At 38.5% G+C, this 18,633-nt stretch carries 15 protein-coding genes; 4 read left to right on the top strand and 11 right to left on the bottom strand.

Features of this window, described 5'->3' with window-relative positions; all coding sequences use genetic code 11:
* Positions 1-232 precede the first annotated feature (232 nt).
* Complete coding sequence (locus OQZ33_RS19500; protein WP_265801009.1) at positions 233-1,762, top strand: GAF domain-containing protein; 1,530 nt, start codon at positions 233-235, stop codon at positions 1,760-1,762.
* 5 nt (positions 1,763-1,767) lie between these two features.
* Complete coding sequence (locus OQZ33_RS19495) at positions 1,768-6,594, top strand: chemotaxis protein CheB (protein WP_265801008.1); 4,827 nt, start codon at positions 1,768-1,770, stop codon at positions 6,592-6,594.
* An 11-nt stretch (positions 6,595-6,605) separates the two neighbouring features.
* Here the strand turns inward: OQZ33_RS19495 and OQZ33_RS19490 are convergent, their stop codons facing one another.
* From OQZ33_RS19490 to katG, 3 genes are all read right to left on the bottom strand, one after another.
* Complete coding sequence (locus OQZ33_RS19490) at positions 6,606-7,115, bottom strand: DUF421 domain-containing protein (protein WP_265801007.1); 510 nt, start codon at positions 7,113-7,115, stop codon at positions 6,606-6,608.
* Positions 7,116-7,133: 18 nt separating this feature from the next.
* A complete protein-coding gene (locus OQZ33_RS19485) occupies positions 7,134-7,349 on the bottom strand; it encodes a hypothetical protein (RefSeq protein WP_056850074.1) in 216 nt (71 codons plus the stop codon).
* A 145-nt stretch (positions 7,350-7,494) separates the two neighbouring features.
* A complete protein-coding gene (gene katG, locus OQZ33_RS19480) occupies positions 7,495-9,768 on the bottom strand; it encodes a catalase/peroxidase HPI (RefSeq protein WP_265801006.1) in 2,274 nt (757 codons plus the stop codon).
* A 176-nt stretch (positions 9,769-9,944) separates the two neighbouring features.
* Between katG and OQZ33_RS19475 the strand changes: the two genes are divergently transcribed.
* Together OQZ33_RS19475 and OQZ33_RS19470 are read left to right on the top strand one after the other, a co-directional pair.
* Positions 9,945-10,196, top strand: coding sequence for a hypothetical protein (locus OQZ33_RS19475; RefSeq protein WP_265801005.1), 252 nt, complete (start codon positions 9,945-9,947; stop codon positions 10,194-10,196).
* A 157-nt stretch (positions 10,197-10,353) separates the two neighbouring features.
* Positions 10,354-12,438, top strand: a complete 2,085-nt coding sequence (locus tag OQZ33_RS19470; RefSeq protein ID WP_265801004.1) for a hypothetical protein — start codon at positions 10,354-10,356, stop codon at positions 12,436-12,438.
* 147 nt (positions 12,439-12,585) lie between these two features.
* Here the strand turns inward: OQZ33_RS19470 and OQZ33_RS19465 are convergent, their stop codons facing one another.
* The 8 genes from OQZ33_RS19465 to OQZ33_RS19430 form a co-directional block, all read right to left on the bottom strand.
* Positions 12,586-12,774, bottom strand: coding sequence for a hypothetical protein (locus OQZ33_RS19465; RefSeq protein ID WP_265801003.1), 189 nt, complete (start codon positions 12,772-12,774; stop codon positions 12,586-12,588).
* Between the two features lie 71 nt (positions 12,775-12,845).
* Complete coding sequence (locus OQZ33_RS19460; RefSeq protein ID WP_265801002.1) at positions 12,846-13,382, bottom strand: DUF4142 domain-containing protein; 537 nt, start codon at positions 13,380-13,382, stop codon at positions 12,846-12,848.
* 366 nt (positions 13,383-13,748) lie between these two features.
* Positions 13,749-14,390 carry a DUF6766 family protein gene (locus tag OQZ33_RS19455; RefSeq protein WP_265801001.1) on the bottom strand — a complete coding sequence of 214 codons (642 nt, stop codon included), beginning with the start codon at positions 14,388-14,390 and terminating at the stop codon, positions 13,749-13,751.
* A 260-nt stretch (positions 14,391-14,650) separates the two neighbouring features.
* Positions 14,651-15,493: a cyanophycinase gene (locus OQZ33_RS19450; protein WP_265801000.1), complete on the bottom strand. Its 843-nt coding sequence runs from the start codon at positions 15,491-15,493 to the stop codon at positions 14,651-14,653.
* 66 nt (positions 15,494-15,559) lie between these two features.
* On the bottom strand, positions 15,560-15,802 hold the full coding sequence (locus OQZ33_RS19445; protein WP_265800998.1) for a hypothetical protein: 243 nt from the start codon (positions 15,800-15,802) through the stop codon (positions 15,560-15,562).
* A 437-nt stretch (positions 15,803-16,239) separates the two neighbouring features.
* Complete coding sequence (locus OQZ33_RS19440; RefSeq protein ID WP_265800997.1) at positions 16,240-16,500, bottom strand: hypothetical protein; 261 nt, start codon at positions 16,498-16,500, stop codon at positions 16,240-16,242.
* A 359-nt stretch (positions 16,501-16,859) separates the two neighbouring features.
* A complete protein-coding gene (locus OQZ33_RS19435; RefSeq protein WP_265800996.1) occupies positions 16,860-18,215 on the bottom strand; it encodes a BNR repeat-containing protein in 1,356 nt (451 codons plus the stop codon).
* Positions 18,216-18,230: 15 nt separating this feature from the next.
* Positions 18,231-18,633, bottom strand: a 403-nt coding sequence (locus tag OQZ33_RS19430; protein ID WP_265800995.1) for a DUF2264 domain-containing protein, incomplete at its 5' end; no start/stop codon positions are given.

Below are 18,633 nucleotides of genomic sequence, written 5' to 3'. Positions count from 1 at the left end.
GCGCTTGGTTTAGATAACGGAAGCACATTTTCTAAAATTAAGAGGAGTACCATTTTAGATATAAAGAATGGTTTTTAGATAGCTTTTGTATATTTTTATGCGTTCAGAGCTGCTCATCATTCAAATGCTATTAATTAAAAACCTAATTCATTGCTATTTAATAATATGTAGTTCAATCACATTAAATCTATCTCCTAAACGTTGCCGAAAACGGGGCGTGAAAAATAAAAAAATGAGTCAACAAAATAATTACGATGCAGAATTTTGTGGAAATCTTGCCATCCATCAAACCAACTCCATACAAGATTTCGGATATCTTTTAGTTCTAGATACCGAAAATCTTAATATCATTCAAGCCAGTGAAAATGTCAACGAAATAATTGGTTGTATCGCCAAAGAATGCATATTTAATGCTTTTCAGCAGTATTTATCTGATGAAGATTTTGAACATTTTAAAGCTGGAGTGAGTAAAGGCCTAAGAAATCGTTTGCCCTTCCAGTATTCACTAAAAAATGGATCGCTTGCCGAACCAGTAAATATTCTGGCTCATGTTAAGAAAGAATTTATCATCCTTGAAATAGAAAAGATAGATGACGAACCTGAGCGAAGTTTTACCAAAGTATTTCAAGAAGTAAGATCGTTTATTTCCACATTAGAAAGTACCGAAAGCCTGCAAAATGTTTGTGAGGCGAGTATTAAAGAGATTCGAAGAATTTCTGGTTTTGATGGGATTAGAATGTATCGTTTCGATAAAAACTGGAACGGAACCGTAATAGCCGAAGAGATAACTGGTGATTTAGAAAGTTATTTAGGACAAACGTTTCCTGCTTCTGACGTTCCGAAGCAAGCCAGAGCACTGTATTTGAAAAATCCATTTCGTTTGATTCCGAATAGAAATTATCAAACCATTAAACTTTTCCCGGTTATTAATCCTATTACCAATGGTTTCTTAGATCTTTCGGATTGTAATTTACGCAGTGTAGCCAACGTACATTTGGAATATATGGCCAATATGAATGTAACCGCATCTATGTCTATACGCATTATGGTCGATGGTACCTTGTGGGGTTTAATCTCCTGCCACCACATTACCAGCAAATACCTCAGCGTAGAAAGCAGATCAGTTTTTGATTGGTTAAGCATGGAAATTTCCTATCGAATTTCGTCCATTATAAAACATGAGCAGTTAATGGATCACGCTAAATTGTTGCATCAACGAAGTGTAATCACGGACTTAGTTTACTCCGAAAACGACATCGTTAAAGGAATTTTAACAGACGAAAACCAAAACCTGCTTTCGTTGTTTAATGCTACTGGTGCGGCCTTGAGCTTAAACGGAAAAATTAAAACTTTAGGCACTGTACCAGATATGGATGATTTGGAAAATCTTGTACTTTGGCTTGAAGGAAAAGGGATTAATAAAGTTTTTGCGAGTGAAAATTTAGGAGAAATTTACGAGGAGGCGAAAAACTATGCTGCTGTAGCGAGTGGTTTACTGGTTATTCCAATTGAATCAAGCAAAGGAGAATTTTTGATTTGCTTTAGGCCTGAGGTAATAGAAGATATTAAGTGGGGCGGAGATCCTAATCAGGCGATCAAATTCGAAAAAGACGGTATTAATTATCATCCAAGAAATTCATTTAAGCAATGGTTACAAACTATTTACGGGCAATCTAGCGATTGGCAAGATACTGAGTTGGAAATGGCGGAATCTTTAAGAAACTTCCTTTTTGAATTTAGGGCTAAACAAATTTATAATTAAACGGAATGACTGAGCAAGTAGTTAAAGAAACTTCAAAAAGATACGATAAATATATTGTTGCAATTGGAGCGTCGGCAGGTGGTTTAGAAGCTATACATGAGTTTTTTGATCACATGCCTAGCAACACCAGCTTCTCTTTTGTAGTTATTCAACATCTCTCATCAGATTATAAAAGTTTGCTGGTAGAACTTGTCGCCAAGCATACCCACATGAAGGTTTTTGAAGCAGCCAATAACATGGCTATTCAACAAGATTGTGTTTATATCATCCCCAACAATAAATTAATGACCGTAAGCCAGGGGCGATTAAAACTGGCAGACAAGTCCGTTATCAAAGCACCTAATACCGCTATAGATAATTTTTTATACACGCTAGCCACAGATAAAAGAGAAAAAGCAATCGCCGTAATACTTTCAGGCACAGGTACTGATGGCACCAAAGGGATTCAGGCCATTAAAGAAAATGGCGGTATGGTTATCGTTCAAGAACCCTCAACCGCAAAGTTTGATGGAATGCCCAATAGTGCAATCTCATCTGGCAATGTAGATCATATACTTGCTGCGCCAGATATGCACAAGGAACTTTTCAATTATGTTAATGAGGAGCCTGTGAAAGTGCTTGAGAATGGTAAAATAAATGAAAAGCTCTTGGATGAGATTTTTAAACTCGTTCATTTACAGAGTGGCAACGATTTTAATTTATATAAAACGCCAACAATCATCAGGAGAATTGGGCGAAGGATGAACGAGAATGGTATCAAAACGCTCGATCAATACGTCGCATTTCTGAGAAAAAACGAAAAGGAAGTTGCCATTTTAGGGCAGGATTTTTTAATTGGAGTAACTAAATTTTTTAGAGATAAAGGTGCCTTTGAAGCATTTGCCGATCAGGTTAATCAAGTTTTAAAAGAAAAATCTGCTGGTGACACGCTGAAAATATGGGTTTGTGCCTGTAGCACCGGACAAGAAGCATATACTGTTGCCATTATAGCCAATGAATGTGTAGAGAAATCGAAAAAGAAAATTGATATTAAGATTTTTGCTACTGATATTGATGATAAAAGCATCGAAATTGCTTCCAGAAACCAATATCCTGCGAGTATCAGTAAAGAAGTGCCACCGAAATATTTCAAAAAATATTTTCATCAGGATGGCAAGTTCTATGGAGTAATTCCAAGCATTAGGAAGCAAGTTGTTTTTGCCAAGCACGATGTAATTAAGTCGCCTCCTTTTATTAAGAATGACTTGATTACGTGCCGAAATATGCTGATCTACGTGAATAGTGTTTTACAAGAAAAAATACTATCCATATTTCACTTTTCGTTGGTATCGAACGGTTATTTAATGCTGGGCTCAAGTGAAACTGCATCGTCTTTGCGAGCTGGATTAACTGAGGTTTCGAGCAAATGGAAAATTTACCAGAAAACTGGAGTGATCAACTATTCCAGCTATAATACCTACAACACCGGATCGAGACAGACTTCAGATCAAGGCAAAAAGAAAAGCAGCTCCAGCGATTTTGCGATTAGCCCAATTGAAAAAAGTTTCAATAACTTTTTAACCAGAGATTTAGGCTACGTGGGCATTTACATAGATAAATCGTACTTGATGCAAGATGCGATTGGTGATTATCGCAAATTTCTTTTTCTCCCTGAAGATAAACTGGAGCTGAACATATTGAAAATGGTACCGAAAGAAATTTCTATCATTTTAAATACGGCTTTGAGAAGCGCCTGGAAAGACAATAAAATTACCCATTTAAAAAGAGTTAGATTTTCTTCAAACGACAAAGAAACCTATTTAAATATTTCGGTTCAACCCCCACAATCTACAGATACCAGTACCTTCACCCTGGTAGTTTTTGGAGAAAGCACTTTAGAAACTATTCCTGATAAAGATGATTTAGGCTCGGTAAATTACCATACCGGCGATCAAAATGAGTATATTTTTGAGCTGGAGGCAGAGCTGAACGAAACCCGTAACAATCTGCAATTGGCGGTTGAAGAAATGGAAACCACCAATGAGGAGCTTCAATCTACCAACGAGGAACTGCTTTCTGCAAATGAGGAATTGCAATCGAGTAATGAAGAATTACAATCATTGAATGAGGAATTGCATACCCTAAACACCGAGCATCAGGTTAAAATAAAGGAGTTAATTGAACTCAATGATGACTTGGATAACTATTTCAGAAGTACCGATATCGGGCAGATTTTTGTTGATTCAGGGATGTACATCCGCAAGTTTAATGCGGCTGCAATTAGTATGGTTAATTTAATTGAGGCTGATATCGGTCGCTCAATTGAACATATTTCTAACAACATTAAAACGGACAACTTAAATAGGGATATAGATTCGGTTATCAAAACAGGCAAGATTGTAGAAAAAGAAATCCACATCAAAAATGGCAATAGCAGTTTGATGCGGATTATGCCATACATCAGAAAAGACAAGAAAATGGATGGTGTGGTGATTACATTTGTTGATATCTCGAAACTAACCGAGCTAAGTAACATCATTACTGCAGTTTTTAATGCCAGTTTAAATGGTGTAATTGCTTTTAAAGCAGTTCGAAATAAGCAACATTTCATCACCGACTTTGAATGTTTATCTTTTAATGAGGCTTCCTTAAAAATTCTTGGCAAGAATGAAAAAGAACTTGCTGGCGGAAAACTTCTCGAACATTTGCCTGAAATTGCTGAAGGAAATATTTTTAATAAATACATCAATGTAGTAGAGAAAGGCACATCTTTACAGTTTGAGTTAAAACTTAACGATAAGGTTTGGTTAGAAATTGTTGCCGTGAAAATGGCTGATGGTTTTGCTGCCACCATAACTGATATCACAAAACAGAAATTATCAGAAGAAAAGTTAAAACGCAACTATAACGAGTTACTAGGCACCAGAGAGAACCTAAAAGAATTAAATACAGAACTGGAACAAAAAATTCTGGAGCGTACAGTTAGGCTTTCCGAAAGCGAAGAGCGTTTTAATCTTGTATCTCAGGCTACCAATGATACCATTTGGGATTGGGATTTGGCCAATAACACCATGTGGCGAAACGATAATTTTGCCACAATGTTTGGTTATGAAAATAATCCAGGTAGTCAGAACATTTCATTTTTCTTTGAAAACATTCATCCTGATGACAGAAAACGGGTAAAAGACAGTGTTTACGAAGCCATTAATAATTCGGAAACGCAGTGGACCTCGCAATATCGACTTAAAAAAGCCGATGGAAGCTATGCTACCATTCTCGACCGGGGAAGCATTTTGTTAGATGATAACGGAGTTCCATATAGAATGGTAGGCTCTATATTGGATATTACTGTTTTAATTGACACAGAAACAAAACTGAATTCAACAGAAAAAAAATTCCGCAAAATTTTCGATTCGAACGTAATCGGGATGATCTTCTCTGATGTTAAAACCGGAAGAATTGAAACAGCTAACAAAGTTTTCATTGATATGCTCGGTTATACTTCGAAGGATCTAGAGAAAGGTATAATCAAATGGAATGACATTATCCCTCCTGATTTTATTCCGATTAGCAAAATATCGGCTGATATGGTTAAGAACGAAGGTTTTTGTCCGCCATTTGAAAAGCAATACATTACTAAAAGCGGTAAAACGATCGATGTATTGGTAGGCTCTGCCATTTTAGATGATGAAGATGGAAAAGATGCTGTTTCTTACATTATTGATATTAGCAAGCAGAAACACAATGAAAAACGCCGGAACGAACTTCAAAAGTTAATCAAAAAGCAGCAGGATGAGTTTTACAGTATTTTCAAAAAAGCTCCTGCTTTAATCTCCATCAGAAGAGGTAAAGATTTAGTTTATGAGTTTGTAAACGAAGCTTTTATTCAATTTGACGGGGGCAGCAATTACATTGGAAAAACACAGCTCCAGGAAGGATCGCAATTTGAAACTGAAGAGCTTAAAAATATCGAAAAGAAGGTATTAGCTACCGGAGAAACATTTATTGCGAACTCCTACAAACTTCAGCAAAAGGACGAAAATACCGGAGCAATAAAAGACAGTTGGTTCGATATTATCCTTAACCCTGTTTTCTCTGATAATGGTGCAATTGATGGTGTAGCATTTTTTGCCTTCGAAGTGACCGATTTAATGATTGCGCAAGAGGCGACTAAAGATCTGATGAACAAAAAAGATGAGTTCATGAGTATTGCCAGCCACGAATTAAAAACCCCTATCACCAGCATTAAAGGTTATTTACAATTTGCGCTTAAAATGGCTCAACAAGAAAAGTTCGAACATATTTCGGGTTTTATTGATAAGGCCACTAAACAAATAGGCAAATTGACTTCGCTGGTTGATGATTTACTGGATGTTACCCGGATTCAAGCTGGGAAAATGGTATTTACATTTTCAGACTTTAATATCAATGAGGTAATTGAAGAATCAGTTGATGGCATGCAAGGAAGTTTGGGAAAACATTCGGTAACCATGGAAATGGAAAAAGATGTTATTGTACATGCTGATAAGAACCGAATTGAGCAAGTGGTTTCTAACTTCCTTTCTAATGCATTGAAATATTCGCCACATTCAGACGAAATTATTATTAAAACAGAGCTAAAAGAAGCAAGTTTACGGGTCGCTGTAAAAGATTTTGGCATTGGAATTCCGAAAGACAAAGCCGATTATATTTTCGACAGGTTCTTTAGAGTCGAAGAATCCTCACACTTATTCTCTGGACTGGGCTTGGGATTATATATCTCGGCAGAAATTATTGAAAGACATGGAGGCGAGATTGGCGTAATTAGCGAAGAAAATAAAGGGTCAGAATTTTGGTTTGAAATCCCTCTTTAATGAAGGTTACTTTAGTGCTCAAGTTCAATATCATCAAGCGAACTTGGGCCAACTTTATTTGATTTTTTAACTACCGTAAAAGTTCCATTTAACTCCATTACCACCGCTTGAACATCTTCCAGACTTTCAAGCCGATATTTTCTGATTTCAGAGTAAATCTCCTCTTCGGTAATCACTTCCTTCTTCATGGCGGGTAGAATAAACTTTCCATTATAAAACAAGAGTGTAGGAGTAGAATTGATCATATCCTCCATTTTTGAAGAGTTTTTAGCCAGGAATGCCAGGAGATATTGTAAGGCAATAATGGTGATTAGGGCAACAAAACCCTCGACAAGCGGTACCTTTTTTAAAATCATCGACGATAATGTGGAACCAAGTGTAACGGTTACCACAAAATCAAATGCATTAAGCTTGGCAAGTGTTCTTTTCCCTGAAATCCGGATAAATATGAAAAGGACAATATATGATATTACCGCACAGATGATGATGTGAAATACAGCTGGCCAATCTTTAAAAAACAAATGTTCCCTGCATAAAATTTAGCGCCACATTCTCCAGAGCGGCAAATCATTTGATGCGATTTCGTTGTTAATCTCATCCCAAAATGCTCTACTGATGTCGTTAATACCTGCAACCGTTCGGTTTTGTTCCTTATTGTGTGAATTAGAAACTGATTCATTTTCCTGACTATTGTTGTAGTGATTCTCGTGATTGATATCCATAGTTAAAAATGTTTTGATTAATATTTCTAACATAATGAACGAAAAAATGTTTATTATAATCTGAATTTCAAGTGTAATAATCTCGAAAGGTTAGCGATATTACACCGATAATAAGATCTCTATAAAACAAAAAAGGGCACCTGAATGGCGCCCTTTTTTATTATTCTAAGCCTTTATTTTAAACCAAATCAAAACGATCCAGGTTCATTACTTTAGCCCAGGCTGCCACAAAATCAGCAACGAACCGTTCTTTAGCATCCGAACCAGCGTAAACTTCGGCAATTGCCCTTAACTCTGAGTTTGAACCAAAAACAAGATCGGCACGTGTAGCCGTCCATTTTGGTTGGCCAGTTTTTCTATCGCTACCCAAATAAACTTCCTTATCATCAGAAACGGCTTTCCATGCGGTATTCATATCCAACAAATTCACAAAGAAATCGTTACTCAGCTGGCCAGGTTTTAGCGTTAAAACACCATTTTTAGATCCATCGAAATTGATATCCAGTGATCTTAAACCGCCTAACAACACGGTCAACTCTGGCGCTGTTAACGTAAGTAATTGCGCCTTATCAATTAATAACTCTTCAGTAGAAACGGTGAAACGCGTTTTGCTATAATTACGGAAACCATCTGCTTGTGGCTCCAGGTATCCAAACGATTCTATATCAGTTTGTTCCTGAGAAGCATCCATCCGCCCTGCAGTGAAAGGTACTTTATTGGTAAAGCCAGCATCGCTGATCGCTTTTTCAACAGCAGCCGAACCAGCTAAAACTATTAAATCGGCGATAGAAATTTGTTTACCATCAACCTGTGAAGCATTGAAATCTTTTTGAATATTTTCTAAAACAGATAATACTTTTTGCAGTTGCGCCGGGTTATTCACTTTCCAATCTTTCTGTGGCGCCAAACGAATACGTGCACCATTGGCGCCGCCCCGTTTGTCAGATCCTCTAAAAGTTGAGGCTGAAGCCCAGGCAGTAGAAACCAATTCGGAAACGCTTAAGCCCGATTGCAATACTTTCGATTTCAATAATTCTATATCTGATTCAGTTACCAGAGCATGGTTAACTGCTGGAATTGGGTCTTGCCAAAGTAATTCCTCTTTTGGAACATCAGGACCAAGATATCTTGCAACCGGGCCCATATCTCGATGCGTTAATTTAAACCAGGCTCTAGCAAAAGCATCCGCAAACTGATCAGGATTTTCCAGAAAGTTTCTGGAGATCTTTTCATAAGCAGGATCGAAACGCAAAGAAAGATCTGTAGTTAACATGGTAGGTTTGTGCTTTTTCGTCGCATTAAAGGCATCAGGAATAATATCATCTGCATTTTTTGCGATCCATTGGCGTGCACCCGCCGGACTTTTACTCAATTCCCATTCAAACCCAAATAGATTTTCGAAGAAATTATTACTCCATTGCGTTGGAGTAGTGGTCCAGGTTACTTCTAAACCGCTTGTTATGGTATCTTTACCAGCGCCTGAACCGTAACTGTTATGCCAACCGAATCCCTGGCTCTCGATATCAGAAGCTTCTGGCTCTTTGCCTACATGATCTGATGATGCCGCCCCATGGGTTTTGCCGAACGTGTGTCCGCCTGCAATTAGAGCAACCGTTTCTTCATCATTCATAGCCATTCTTCCAAATGTATCACGAATATCTTTCGCCGCTAAAATTGGATCAGGGTTGCCATCAGGTCCTTCAGGGTTAACATAAATTAAACCCATTTGAACTGCAGCAAGAGGTTTTTCGAGGTTTCTGGTATGCACATCTCCATCCGCATTATCATCACTAACCAAAACACCCTCATCCTTAACGCCCTCAGATCCATGCGCATAACGAACATCACCTCCAAGCCAGGTTTTTTCGGAACCCCAATAGACAGATTCGTCGGCTTCCCAAACATCTTCTCGTCCACCAGCAAAGCCAAAAGTTTTAAAACCCATTGATTCTAGCGCCATGTTACCAGCAAGAATCATTAAATCGGCCCAAGAGATTTTTTGACCATATTTTTGCTTGATAGGCCATAGCAATCTTCTGGCTTTATCCAAACTTACATTATCTGGCCAGCTGTTTAGTGGCGCAAAACGTTGTAATCCTGCACCTGCGCCTCCCCTGCCATCGCCAACCCGATAAGTACCCGCACTATGCCAAGCCATCCGGATGAATAAACCACCATAATGACCGAAATCTGCTGGCCACCATTCTTGCGAATCGGTCATCAGCTGATGAAGATCACGTTTAACCGCTTCTAAATCGAGACTTTTAAATTCTTCAGCATAATTAAAATTTTTACCTAGTGGGTCAGACAAAGAAGAATTCTGACGTAGAATATTAATTTTCAGTTGATTTGGCCACCAGTCGCGATTTCTGGTTCCGCCGCCACCTACATTTTGCTTCATGCTGCCATTATGAAAAGGGCACTTACTGATGTCGTTTGAGTCATTCTCCATTATAATAATACATTAAGGTTTTACAGTCTAACTACTTTTGTTTTGATAGTATTATAAAAGTAACGGATTAACACTGATAATCCCAATCATTTAATTCTATAATTTGATAGCCAAAATCTATTATCATAATTGGAGGTTTTCTGAAACTTTAACTTTTCCTAACTGTTCTTATCAATATGGAAAACGATAATGAAAACAATGTCGATCTTAAAAATGAAAGATCAGATCAAGAGCAATTGAGCCAAAAAGCACTAGGTAATATAGATGTTAATGATCAACTAGATCAGAGCGACAATGACATCCTGAGCACTCCAAAAACTTCAGGAACTGGCTCAAATAATGCTGCCGCAGCTCCCGATTCTCTTATTGTACATGAAGATAAAAAAGGAGATGAGCGTTATGAGCAAGGAAACGAAAAAGAAGAGTAAGCTGATTTCGCAGAGTTAAATGTCGTCCCTGAATGGACAGATTTATCTCTCTCAAAAATCACTCATAAAAACGATTTAGGAAGTATTAAAACTGTATAATAAGATTATTACACGAGGTAATCTTATCTGTTTTATATTTTATCTATTTTAGTTTATTATGAGAAAACCTATCCTTATTTGTGCACTAATTTTTTCTCTTAAAGTTTGTGCACAAACCAAATCCGTAGATCTTTCTGCATTTAAAAAAAATGGCTCTGAAGTTACTGTTAACCAAAAAGTAATTACTTTAACATGGCCTGCCGGAAACAATTTGACCGGCAAAATGCTTATCGATTTAGAGAAAGACCGCCCGATGCTAAAGAGCGTTCAGTTGGGAAATAATAAAGCTTTTAAGGAAATCGGAGCTGATCTGGATCCTGCATTTGTACTTACCATCGGAAAACGTTCTTTAAGTCCATCAAGCGGCGGATGGGATGTTTTTTTTGATCGGGTGCCAAAGAAACCATTTCAATCTTATGAAGTTAAGATAGACAAGCAGTACGCTAGGGTAAGCACGAAAGGGCAAAGGACTATCATTACCATAGATGGCGCAAATGCTGATCGTTTTGAAGGTACTGTTGAAATTACGCTGTATAATGGAAGTCCGCTTTTTAATTTTGCCGCGGTAGTGGCGACCGACATAGATTCTACAGCAATTTTATACGATGCCGGATTGGTAAATAAAAAGGCAATCTGGAAAAAGATGGCTTGGGCAAACGTTCAGGATGAGCTGCAACAAGCTACGCCACAAGCGGCAGATAGTAGTCGGAATCTGGAAGTAAAGTACCGCACAATTATTGGTGAAAATGCTACAGGTAGTCTGGCGTTGTTTCCTGCGCCACATCAGTATTTTTATCCATTGGATGAAGCCTTTAATTTGAAGTTTACCTGGTACGGAAATAACTTTCATAATTTAATTCCAGGTTTTGGGATGGGTATCCGCCAGGATCCTTACGGTGATAACAGATATGTACCATGGTTTAATGCGCCACCGAAAACCCAGCAGCGATTAAATTTCTTTTGCTTACTTGATTTAGGAAATGCAGCATCTGCGTTGGCAGAGGTGAAAAAATTTACCCACGAGGATGCTTACAAACCAGTTTCCGGATATAAAACAATGGCTACACATTTCCATAATGAATTTATATCTGATGTGGTACTTGCAGGAAAACCTATCCCGGAAAAACCCGAATTTGTTGATGTACTTAAAAAACATGGGTTAGATATTGTGAAATTGGCAGAATTTCATGGACCAGGGCATCCAAAAGGACCAGATAATGATCGATTGAAAGAGTTAACGGCATTATTTGAGCAAACCAAAAGATTATCAGATAATAAGTTTCTTTTGCTTCCGGGAGAAGAAGCAAATAACTTCTACGGAGGTCATTGGCTTGCGTTTTTCCCTAAGCCAGTGTATTGGGTGATGTCGCGAAAAGGAAATGAGCAATTTGTGATGAATGATCCTAAACTAGGGAAAGTATATCACATCGGGGATAAAGCCGAAATGTTGAAACTCTTGGAACTGGAAAAAGGTTTAGCCTGGACCGCTCACGCCAGAACTAAAGCTTCTACAGGATATCCCGACGCCTACAAAGACGAAGCCTTTTTCAAATCAGAAACGTTTCTTGGAGCTGCCTGGAAAGCTATTCCAGCAGACCTTTCGATTCCAACGCTCAGTCAACGGGTACTTAAATTAATGGATGACATGGCCAATTGGGGATTGAAAAAGCATGTAATTTCCGAGGCGGATATATTTACCATCACGCATCAAAATGAAATGTATGCCCACCTCAATGTGAATTATTTGGAAATGGATAAACTGCCTAATTACGAGCAAGGATGGCAAAGCGTATTGGATGCTATTCGTAAGGGGAAATTCTTCGTGTCAACTGGTGAAGTATTGATTCCAGCTTTCAATGTAAATGGAAAAAAATCTGGAGAAACGTTAAGCCTAAACAAGGATGGAAATGTAAAAGTGAATATGAATCTTGATTGGACTTTCCCTTTAAATCACGTAGATATTGTCTCTGGCGATGGAAAAGAAATTTACCGGGAGAGAATTGATTTATCCAATACACGAGCGTTTGGAAAACGACAATTTATCTGGCCAATAAACTTATCGGGAAGAAAATGGATAAGAGTTGAAGCCTGGGATATTGCAGCCAATGGCGCCTATACCCAAATGGTTTGGTTAGAAAACTAAGGAGATAAAGTCTTTTGAATGAACTCTCGCTTAAATCGTTGATTGAAACGAGAGTTCATTATGGTTTACACTGCTAAAGTGATCGTCGACTGACTAGAACCTATTGCATACCTCAACTAAAATGCCAAGCTAGTTTTTGTTTTAATGCTAAATTCCACGGGTTAGCGGATTCTCTTGATCTTGACTAGGCTCATCTTCGATATCATCCAAATGGAGTTTCTTTTTTGTTGAATTTAAACTACCTGATCCGGCTATACCACGATAATCAGGTTCCTCCGCCAACTCCTTATCTTGCTCCGGAGTCTGTTCGTTTTCATCATTCATCTGCTTTTTCATTTAATTTTTATTATAGATACCTTAATTGTGAAGTAGCTCATGTTACCGGCCAAAAACTGAGCAAAATTCCACTATAGCTTACCCAAAAGCATCTGCCCTCTTTCGGTATGTTCTTGAATAGTTGCCAAAGCAAGTGCCGTTACATTTTTGATGTGTTTATTGCTGCTGGCATTCATCAGTGCACTTACAGCATCCTTCAGTTTTTTATGAGTGTCTACCTGACCTTGCATGAATGCTTTATCAAAAGCAGCCCCGCTTAATGTTTGTAGTTTGGAGAGCATCGCCTTTCCCTCTTCACTTGGTGCAGGTGTTGGCGTTCCCATGTCCTTCAAAATCTTGCCCATCACCTCTTGTTCGGCTGCCTCGAATTTAGCGAAGAGCTTCACATCGGGATTAGAGGCCTTGGTTGATGCAAGCTGACTGGTTTGAAGCGATGCAGTACCCAATACCGCAATCTTCGCTTGTAAGGTCAAATCGGCACTTTGAGCCAAGGCTGCAATTGGATTTAAAGCATTGCCTACAATGGATGCACCGGCACCCAGTACAATTGCTGTTTTGATCGATGTTGCCAGAAAATCCCGGCGGGTGTTGGTCTTTGTTGTTTTCATAGTGATTGTATTATCTTATTTCAAATCATTTAGCCTCTTTTATACAGTCTCGAAACTGCGTTTTGCATTGCAAACTGTTTCCACTGAACTGCTTTATTGTCTGGCGGTTAAATGAGATGGACATTTCCCTGCAAATGGATCATTGGAACTGCCTGTACTAAAAACAAGCATGAGAATGACTTGGTTTACCGCATAAATACCTTTTTTGATACAGGATTTAAGGCATTGCATAAGGATCAATGGATGAATGGAAATACCTTAAGCTTAATGCTAAACCAGATTCTATAACCACACAGATGTGCTGACTTGAAGACAAATCAACGCTGCTCTCGCTTATATAAGGCCATCACCACATTTAGAAAAAACTTATTTTCCAGTTTCCATGTGAGGTGCATCTACAGGCTTAGATTCGGGCGAACCCTTTTGCCGCAGATAAATGGTAAGAAATACGATTGAAAAAACAGATAAAAACTCACTCTGCCAATTTTGAAAAGTTTCGAACCAAAACTCAGGTTCTGTGAGGTACTGGAAAACACTTTGTTGAGGAAGGTTCTTCGCAAGCTGTTCAATGTTGTTGTTTTCCCAACTTCCATAAAGATGCATTGCCCAACTGAACAGAAACAAAATTCCAAAGGCAATGGAAAGAGAATTTTTGTACACCATTAGCACCCATCCGCCCTTTTTCACAGGCCACGGAGCATCTGGTCTGTTAACTGGCTCGCGGTCAACTTCCTCCTTGTCTTCCAGGCTTTTGGATTCGGCTGACCCTTTTTGCCGAAGAAAAATCGTAAGTAGCACATATAATGCCATCTGCAAAAACTCGCTTTCGAAATTTTCAAAAGTGGCCGATATAAAGTGTCCGCTTTGTAAATAAACTGAAAACGCTAGCTGATCTTGCTTCAACTCCATCAGTTCCTGATTATGCTGTTTCCAGCCGGTTAATGCTTGTGCAACCAGTGTAATTAAAAAAAGCGATATAAAAACGATACTAAGACCGTTCTTGTACAAAAAAGACCTGCGTTTATTGGCCATCGTAATTCGAGTTTTGGCTTAAGTTGAGTAATTGTTTAAGATCAAAAACTGGAAAAGACACGCTTGAACTTTTCGCTGCCAAAACCGCCCCTGTATCACTCTTTTTATTTCCGGATTTTTTGTGATTTGTTTTTTTTCTGAACATCTCTATTAAATTTTTGATGTGTAAATGTTGAGTTTAGATTTTGCTAAAAAGCGAATGGACATAATCGCCTAGTTGAAAGATCTCCAACTATTTACAAATGCGGAGGATTTCTTACCGGTAGCTCAAATGTTTCGCCATCGGAAAGGATGGAAACCCTCAGATCGCGGATGGTTATTTTTCTGTTTTCATCAAACCTGGTAATATTACTACCCCGGCTCCTTTCGCCATCGATACTAATGACCACACCACAGCCCATTACCTGTGCCTTCAACCCTTCGCTGATGATAATTGCGGTATTTTCTTCTATCCCTATCCCAATGCAGGCCGGATTAGTTGCAATTACCTGAGCCATTCTAACAAAACGACCTCGATGTACAAAATGAGTATCAATGCAAACATCTTTCAAAAATTCGAAACCAGTTGTAATTTTGACTTCCCCTGCCACCATTTCAGTTTCACCACTTCCTGCAAAAATCATGGGTGTCGACATGGCCATAGCGCCTGCACTAGTTCCCCCAATAATGATTTTATCTTCGATATAGCGTTGCTTAAGCTGACTCATCATTTTAGTTCCTCCGTAAATCGAGGTCAATTTTAACTGATCTCCACTGGTAAAAAAGAACCCGTTTGCAAGGTTTATGCGTTCCAATAGGTCATCACTAACCTGCTCTCTGAAATCATGATGAATGTGGCCGGTTGATTTTGCACTTAGTTTCCGAAAACAGTCATCGTATTGCTTGTATGTTTCATCTATTTCTTCTGTACCAGCCGTAGTAATAATTTCAATGTGTTTGGATTTTCCACACAACTCTAAAAACTGGAGTAAAAGATCCTTGTGTGATTCCGGTCGATTATTACTTTCTTTTTGCTCTGCACCGCCGATGACCATCAGCTTGCCATTAGGAACCGGGGCCGAAGTAGCATTATTCTTCATACGCATTTGGTTAGAAAATCAATTTGCAGTTAATAAAAAACATGGGCAGTCTTGCCGCCCACGCCTTTAAAGTAGCCCTCGAAGACCATTTACTGTTGCCAAAGTGATCAATGGTTTAAACTTACCGCTGATCATCTTGCTGCTGGTCTCTTTGTTTAGACACTTTGTCTGGGTTAGGGCGTTTTCCCTGGCCAAAGACGGATTTTTCTTCGTAACAGGAGTTAATTTTAAAATCTTATTAACCTCCGTATGAAGCAACTCTTGATGTTGTGTGGAATCCGCAAACCATCCTTCTGCGCTGTTCATCATGCTCCTTTTTTTTGGTCATGATAACAACATTAGAAAAGGTCGCCCGGTTTTGTCAGAAAAAAAATTGTTGGCTAATGGTAAATGAAGGTCTGAGATGAAATAACTACCACAAGCATATTTTTACAAGAAAAAATAGATTGGAATACATATAAAGTCAGTCGACAGCTTGCTTGATTGTAAATCAAAATGCTGAAAAAGAGCATCAAACCTCGACTTCTAAAAATTTTTTATCGGGAAATGAGAAATTCTCAAACAAAAAGATAAATTAATGGTTATTAACACGTCATTACCTATGACAAACATATACTTTGGTTAGTTTACGTTAGAAAGCCTTCAATAATATTGAAGGCTTTTGTGTTAACTGAAAAACGCCCTTCAAAGGGCGCCTGGATATTGAAATTTCGAAATGAGCGATTGTGCCTAATTGGTTCTAGCTATTATAGCTTATTAAAAAACGTCGCAATTGTATCCTGCAAATGATTTATTTCATCTATTGGCAAATCAATATGCTTCAACTTCGATAATTGCTTTAGTAAATCTTTTACAGGATTTAGGTATTGCAAAGTATGGATGTTCATTGCTGATATTAACCCATTAATCGCATCGCTGTTCAATTCTAAGTTTATGTTTGGAAAACTAGTTGATAAAAGGTGTAATTGATTAAACAAAACCTTTTCAGCATTTAAGATTCTTTCCATAATTAATTTGTTTATATACTTAAACCCAAAACCGTGCCAAACACCTAATAATTGTGGTTTTTCCTACCCTATAAACTGCTCTAAAACAGCATTAAAAGCACAATTGCCTATTTACAAATCATCGCGGCAAATCTCTAGATAAAATTACTTTATAATTGGTTAGGCCAGGTATTTAGCGCAGTATAGAAAAAGTATTTTCGGTATTTAGCGCATAATTAATTATGCTATTTTGAACCAGCCTTAATTTAGACGGATGACACTTTCTGGTTGAGATTGACCTGATGCTAATGCATCAGGTTTTTATTTATCGGGAAAGCGATAATCAATAAAGATATGAGACCCAAGCCAATTATAGTTAGTTATCTATCAGGTTTCCACTGCAAAACTTGTATAGCAGTTGGCGCCGCTTTTGTTTTACCTTCTCCATCAACCTGTACCACGTTTTGCAAAAACAGGTTGAGCACTTTTTTACTTTTCCAGAGCTCAGTATCGTAACTGGGTTCCCAATCTCCAACCGCCTGGGTGCTTAAGTCATTAATTTTCCAGCTTCGGCTCATGATATCATTATTTACCGCCATCGAAACTTTATTTCCTCTTTCCACGTCTCGAAAAAGGAGGCCGGCAGCGTGATGTTTACCATTTTTCCAGGTGATAATTTGGGGACGTGAAATCGGAATCTTTTTTGTTCCACCTCCACTCAAACTGAACGCTGTTTTTCTGAAGTCTAGGTCGTTCACTGCCCAGCGTTTTCCATTGTTAAATACGATGTGATATTGAGGAACTTTATCTGCTGCATTGCGCCAGTAACTGGCAATAAAAACTCTGCCGGCATCATCGGCGAACATTGACGTTTGATTAATCAATTCACTCTTCTGAGGAATTTTAACCGCATATTCGGCATTCGTTGCCTTTATCGGTAAGGTATACAACTCACCTGTCGATTTCTGCCAGGTTACTCCCCCATCTCTCGATCTTGCGTAGCAGAGATCGTGGTTACTGGCCACGTCCGGCCTTTCTCGCCATACCCAGGATAAATGTATGGTGCCAGCCTCATCGATGGCTACCTGCCAATATGCATTTCGCTTGCCCTCGCCATCTATCATTCCATCCTGAATACGCTTCCAGGTTCTATCCTTAACACTATATCGGTTAATCATCAAATTCCCATTCCCAGAACCGCCATCTCTGTAAAAAAAGAGAAGATCGCCATTACGCAAATTGTAAAACTCAGGATAACTCACCTTTCCTTCTTTTTTCGAAACCATGCTTTGCTTCTCTCCAAGCTTGATCGAACCTGACGAAATACCCTTTGCATAATTTAAGGCATTGTTATGCTGATCCCAGGCTACATGTAAAAAACCCGCACCATCAACCATTATACTAATGGATTTATGAGCATCTGTAGCATCGCCCTTGTATTGCGTTTTTTCGATAGTCCAGTTTTGACCTCCGGATTTTCTTTTAGCTAGAACCAAAAATTGTTCGTCATCGTAATAAGCGGCATATTGATTTCCCTTGAATGTTACCAGCGAATTTTTCCTAAAAATCACTGCATTGATAGAGTTATTTGCCCAACCATTGGAAGCAATCGTGCTGATTTCTTGTGCGTGTGCACCAGCAAAACTCGCCAATAGAGACAGCATTAAAACACAGATAAACAATTGTTTGTTCATTAAGGTCTTCAAGCAAGCAGGAAAAGTGAAATTTAAATCCATGTTACTGTATATATATTACTTCAAACTCGCACTATGATCATTCTGAAAGTCTTCTCCACCCCAAATCTTTTGTGCCGACCATTTTTCTGCAGGACTTGCCCAAAATGGATCATCTTCAGATAATCCTAATGGAAGAAATATGTTAGTAGCGATATAAGGGCTACCTTGATTGTTATAAAAATCGCCTAACGATGGCTGTGCTCCATACAGTCCGATAGTTAACCAGCCTGCTTTGTAGGTCGTTGGGCTTTCTAGAGTTTTCTTGATAACCGCCGTTAATGCACCTCTAACTTGCGCAGGACTAAGCTGTTTCGGCAAAGCCTTTCTTAGCGCAACATCGGCCAGATGATGAAAAGCTGCACCACGATAAATAATAGATCGACCCGTAGCAGGATAACTTCCATCTGCATTAATTAAT

This window comes from Pedobacter sp. MC2016-05, from assembly GCF_026239735.1.
In the GTDB taxonomy this organism is placed as follows: Bacteria; Bacteroidota; Bacteroidia; order Sphingobacteriales; family Sphingobacteriaceae; genus Pedobacter.
This window is presented reverse-complemented; position numbering and strand designations above follow the sequence as displayed.

Coding starts and splice junctions, on each gene's coding strand:
- OQZ33_RS19435 (WP_265800996.1), bottom strand. CDS start 18,215: ATGGATTTAAATTTCACTTTTCCTGCTTGCTTGAAGACCTTAATGAAC.
- OQZ33_RS19475 (WP_265801005.1), top strand. CDS start 9,945: ATGGAAAACGATAATGAAAACAATGTCGATCTTAAAAATGAAAGATCA.
- OQZ33_RS19495 (WP_265801008.1), top strand. CDS start 1,768: ATGACTGAGCAAGTAGTTAAAGAAACTTCAAAAAGATACGATAAATAT.
- OQZ33_RS19450 (WP_265801000.1), bottom strand. CDS start 15,493: ATGAAGAATAATGCTACTTCGGCCCCGGTTCCTAATGGCAAGCTGATG.
- OQZ33_RS19470 (WP_265801004.1), top strand. CDS start 10,354: ATGAGAAAACCTATCCTTATTTGTGCACTAATTTTTTCTCTTAAAGTT.
- OQZ33_RS19460 (WP_265801002.1), bottom strand. CDS start 13,382: ATGAAAACAACAAAGACCAACACCCGCCGGGATTTTCTGGCAACATCG.
- OQZ33_RS19445 (WP_265800998.1), bottom strand. CDS start 15,802: ATGATGAACAGCGCAGAAGGATGGTTTGCGGATTCCACACAACATCAA.
- OQZ33_RS19485 (WP_056850074.1), bottom strand. CDS start 7,349: ATGTTAGAAATATTAATCAAAACATTTTTAACTATGGATATCAATCAC.
- katG (WP_265801006.1), bottom strand. CDS start 9,768: ATGGAGAATGACTCAAACGACATCAGTAAGTGCCCTTTTCATAATGGC.
- OQZ33_RS19465 (WP_265801003.1), bottom strand. CDS start 12,774: ATGAAAAAGCAGATGAATGATGAAAACGAACAGACTCCGGAGCAAGAT.
- OQZ33_RS19440 (WP_265800997.1), bottom strand. CDS start 16,500: ATGGAAAGAATCTTAAATGCTGAAAAGGTTTTGTTTAATCAATTACAC.
- OQZ33_RS19500 (WP_265801009.1), top strand. CDS start 233: ATGAGTCAACAAAATAATTACGATGCAGAATTTTGTGGAAATCTTGCC.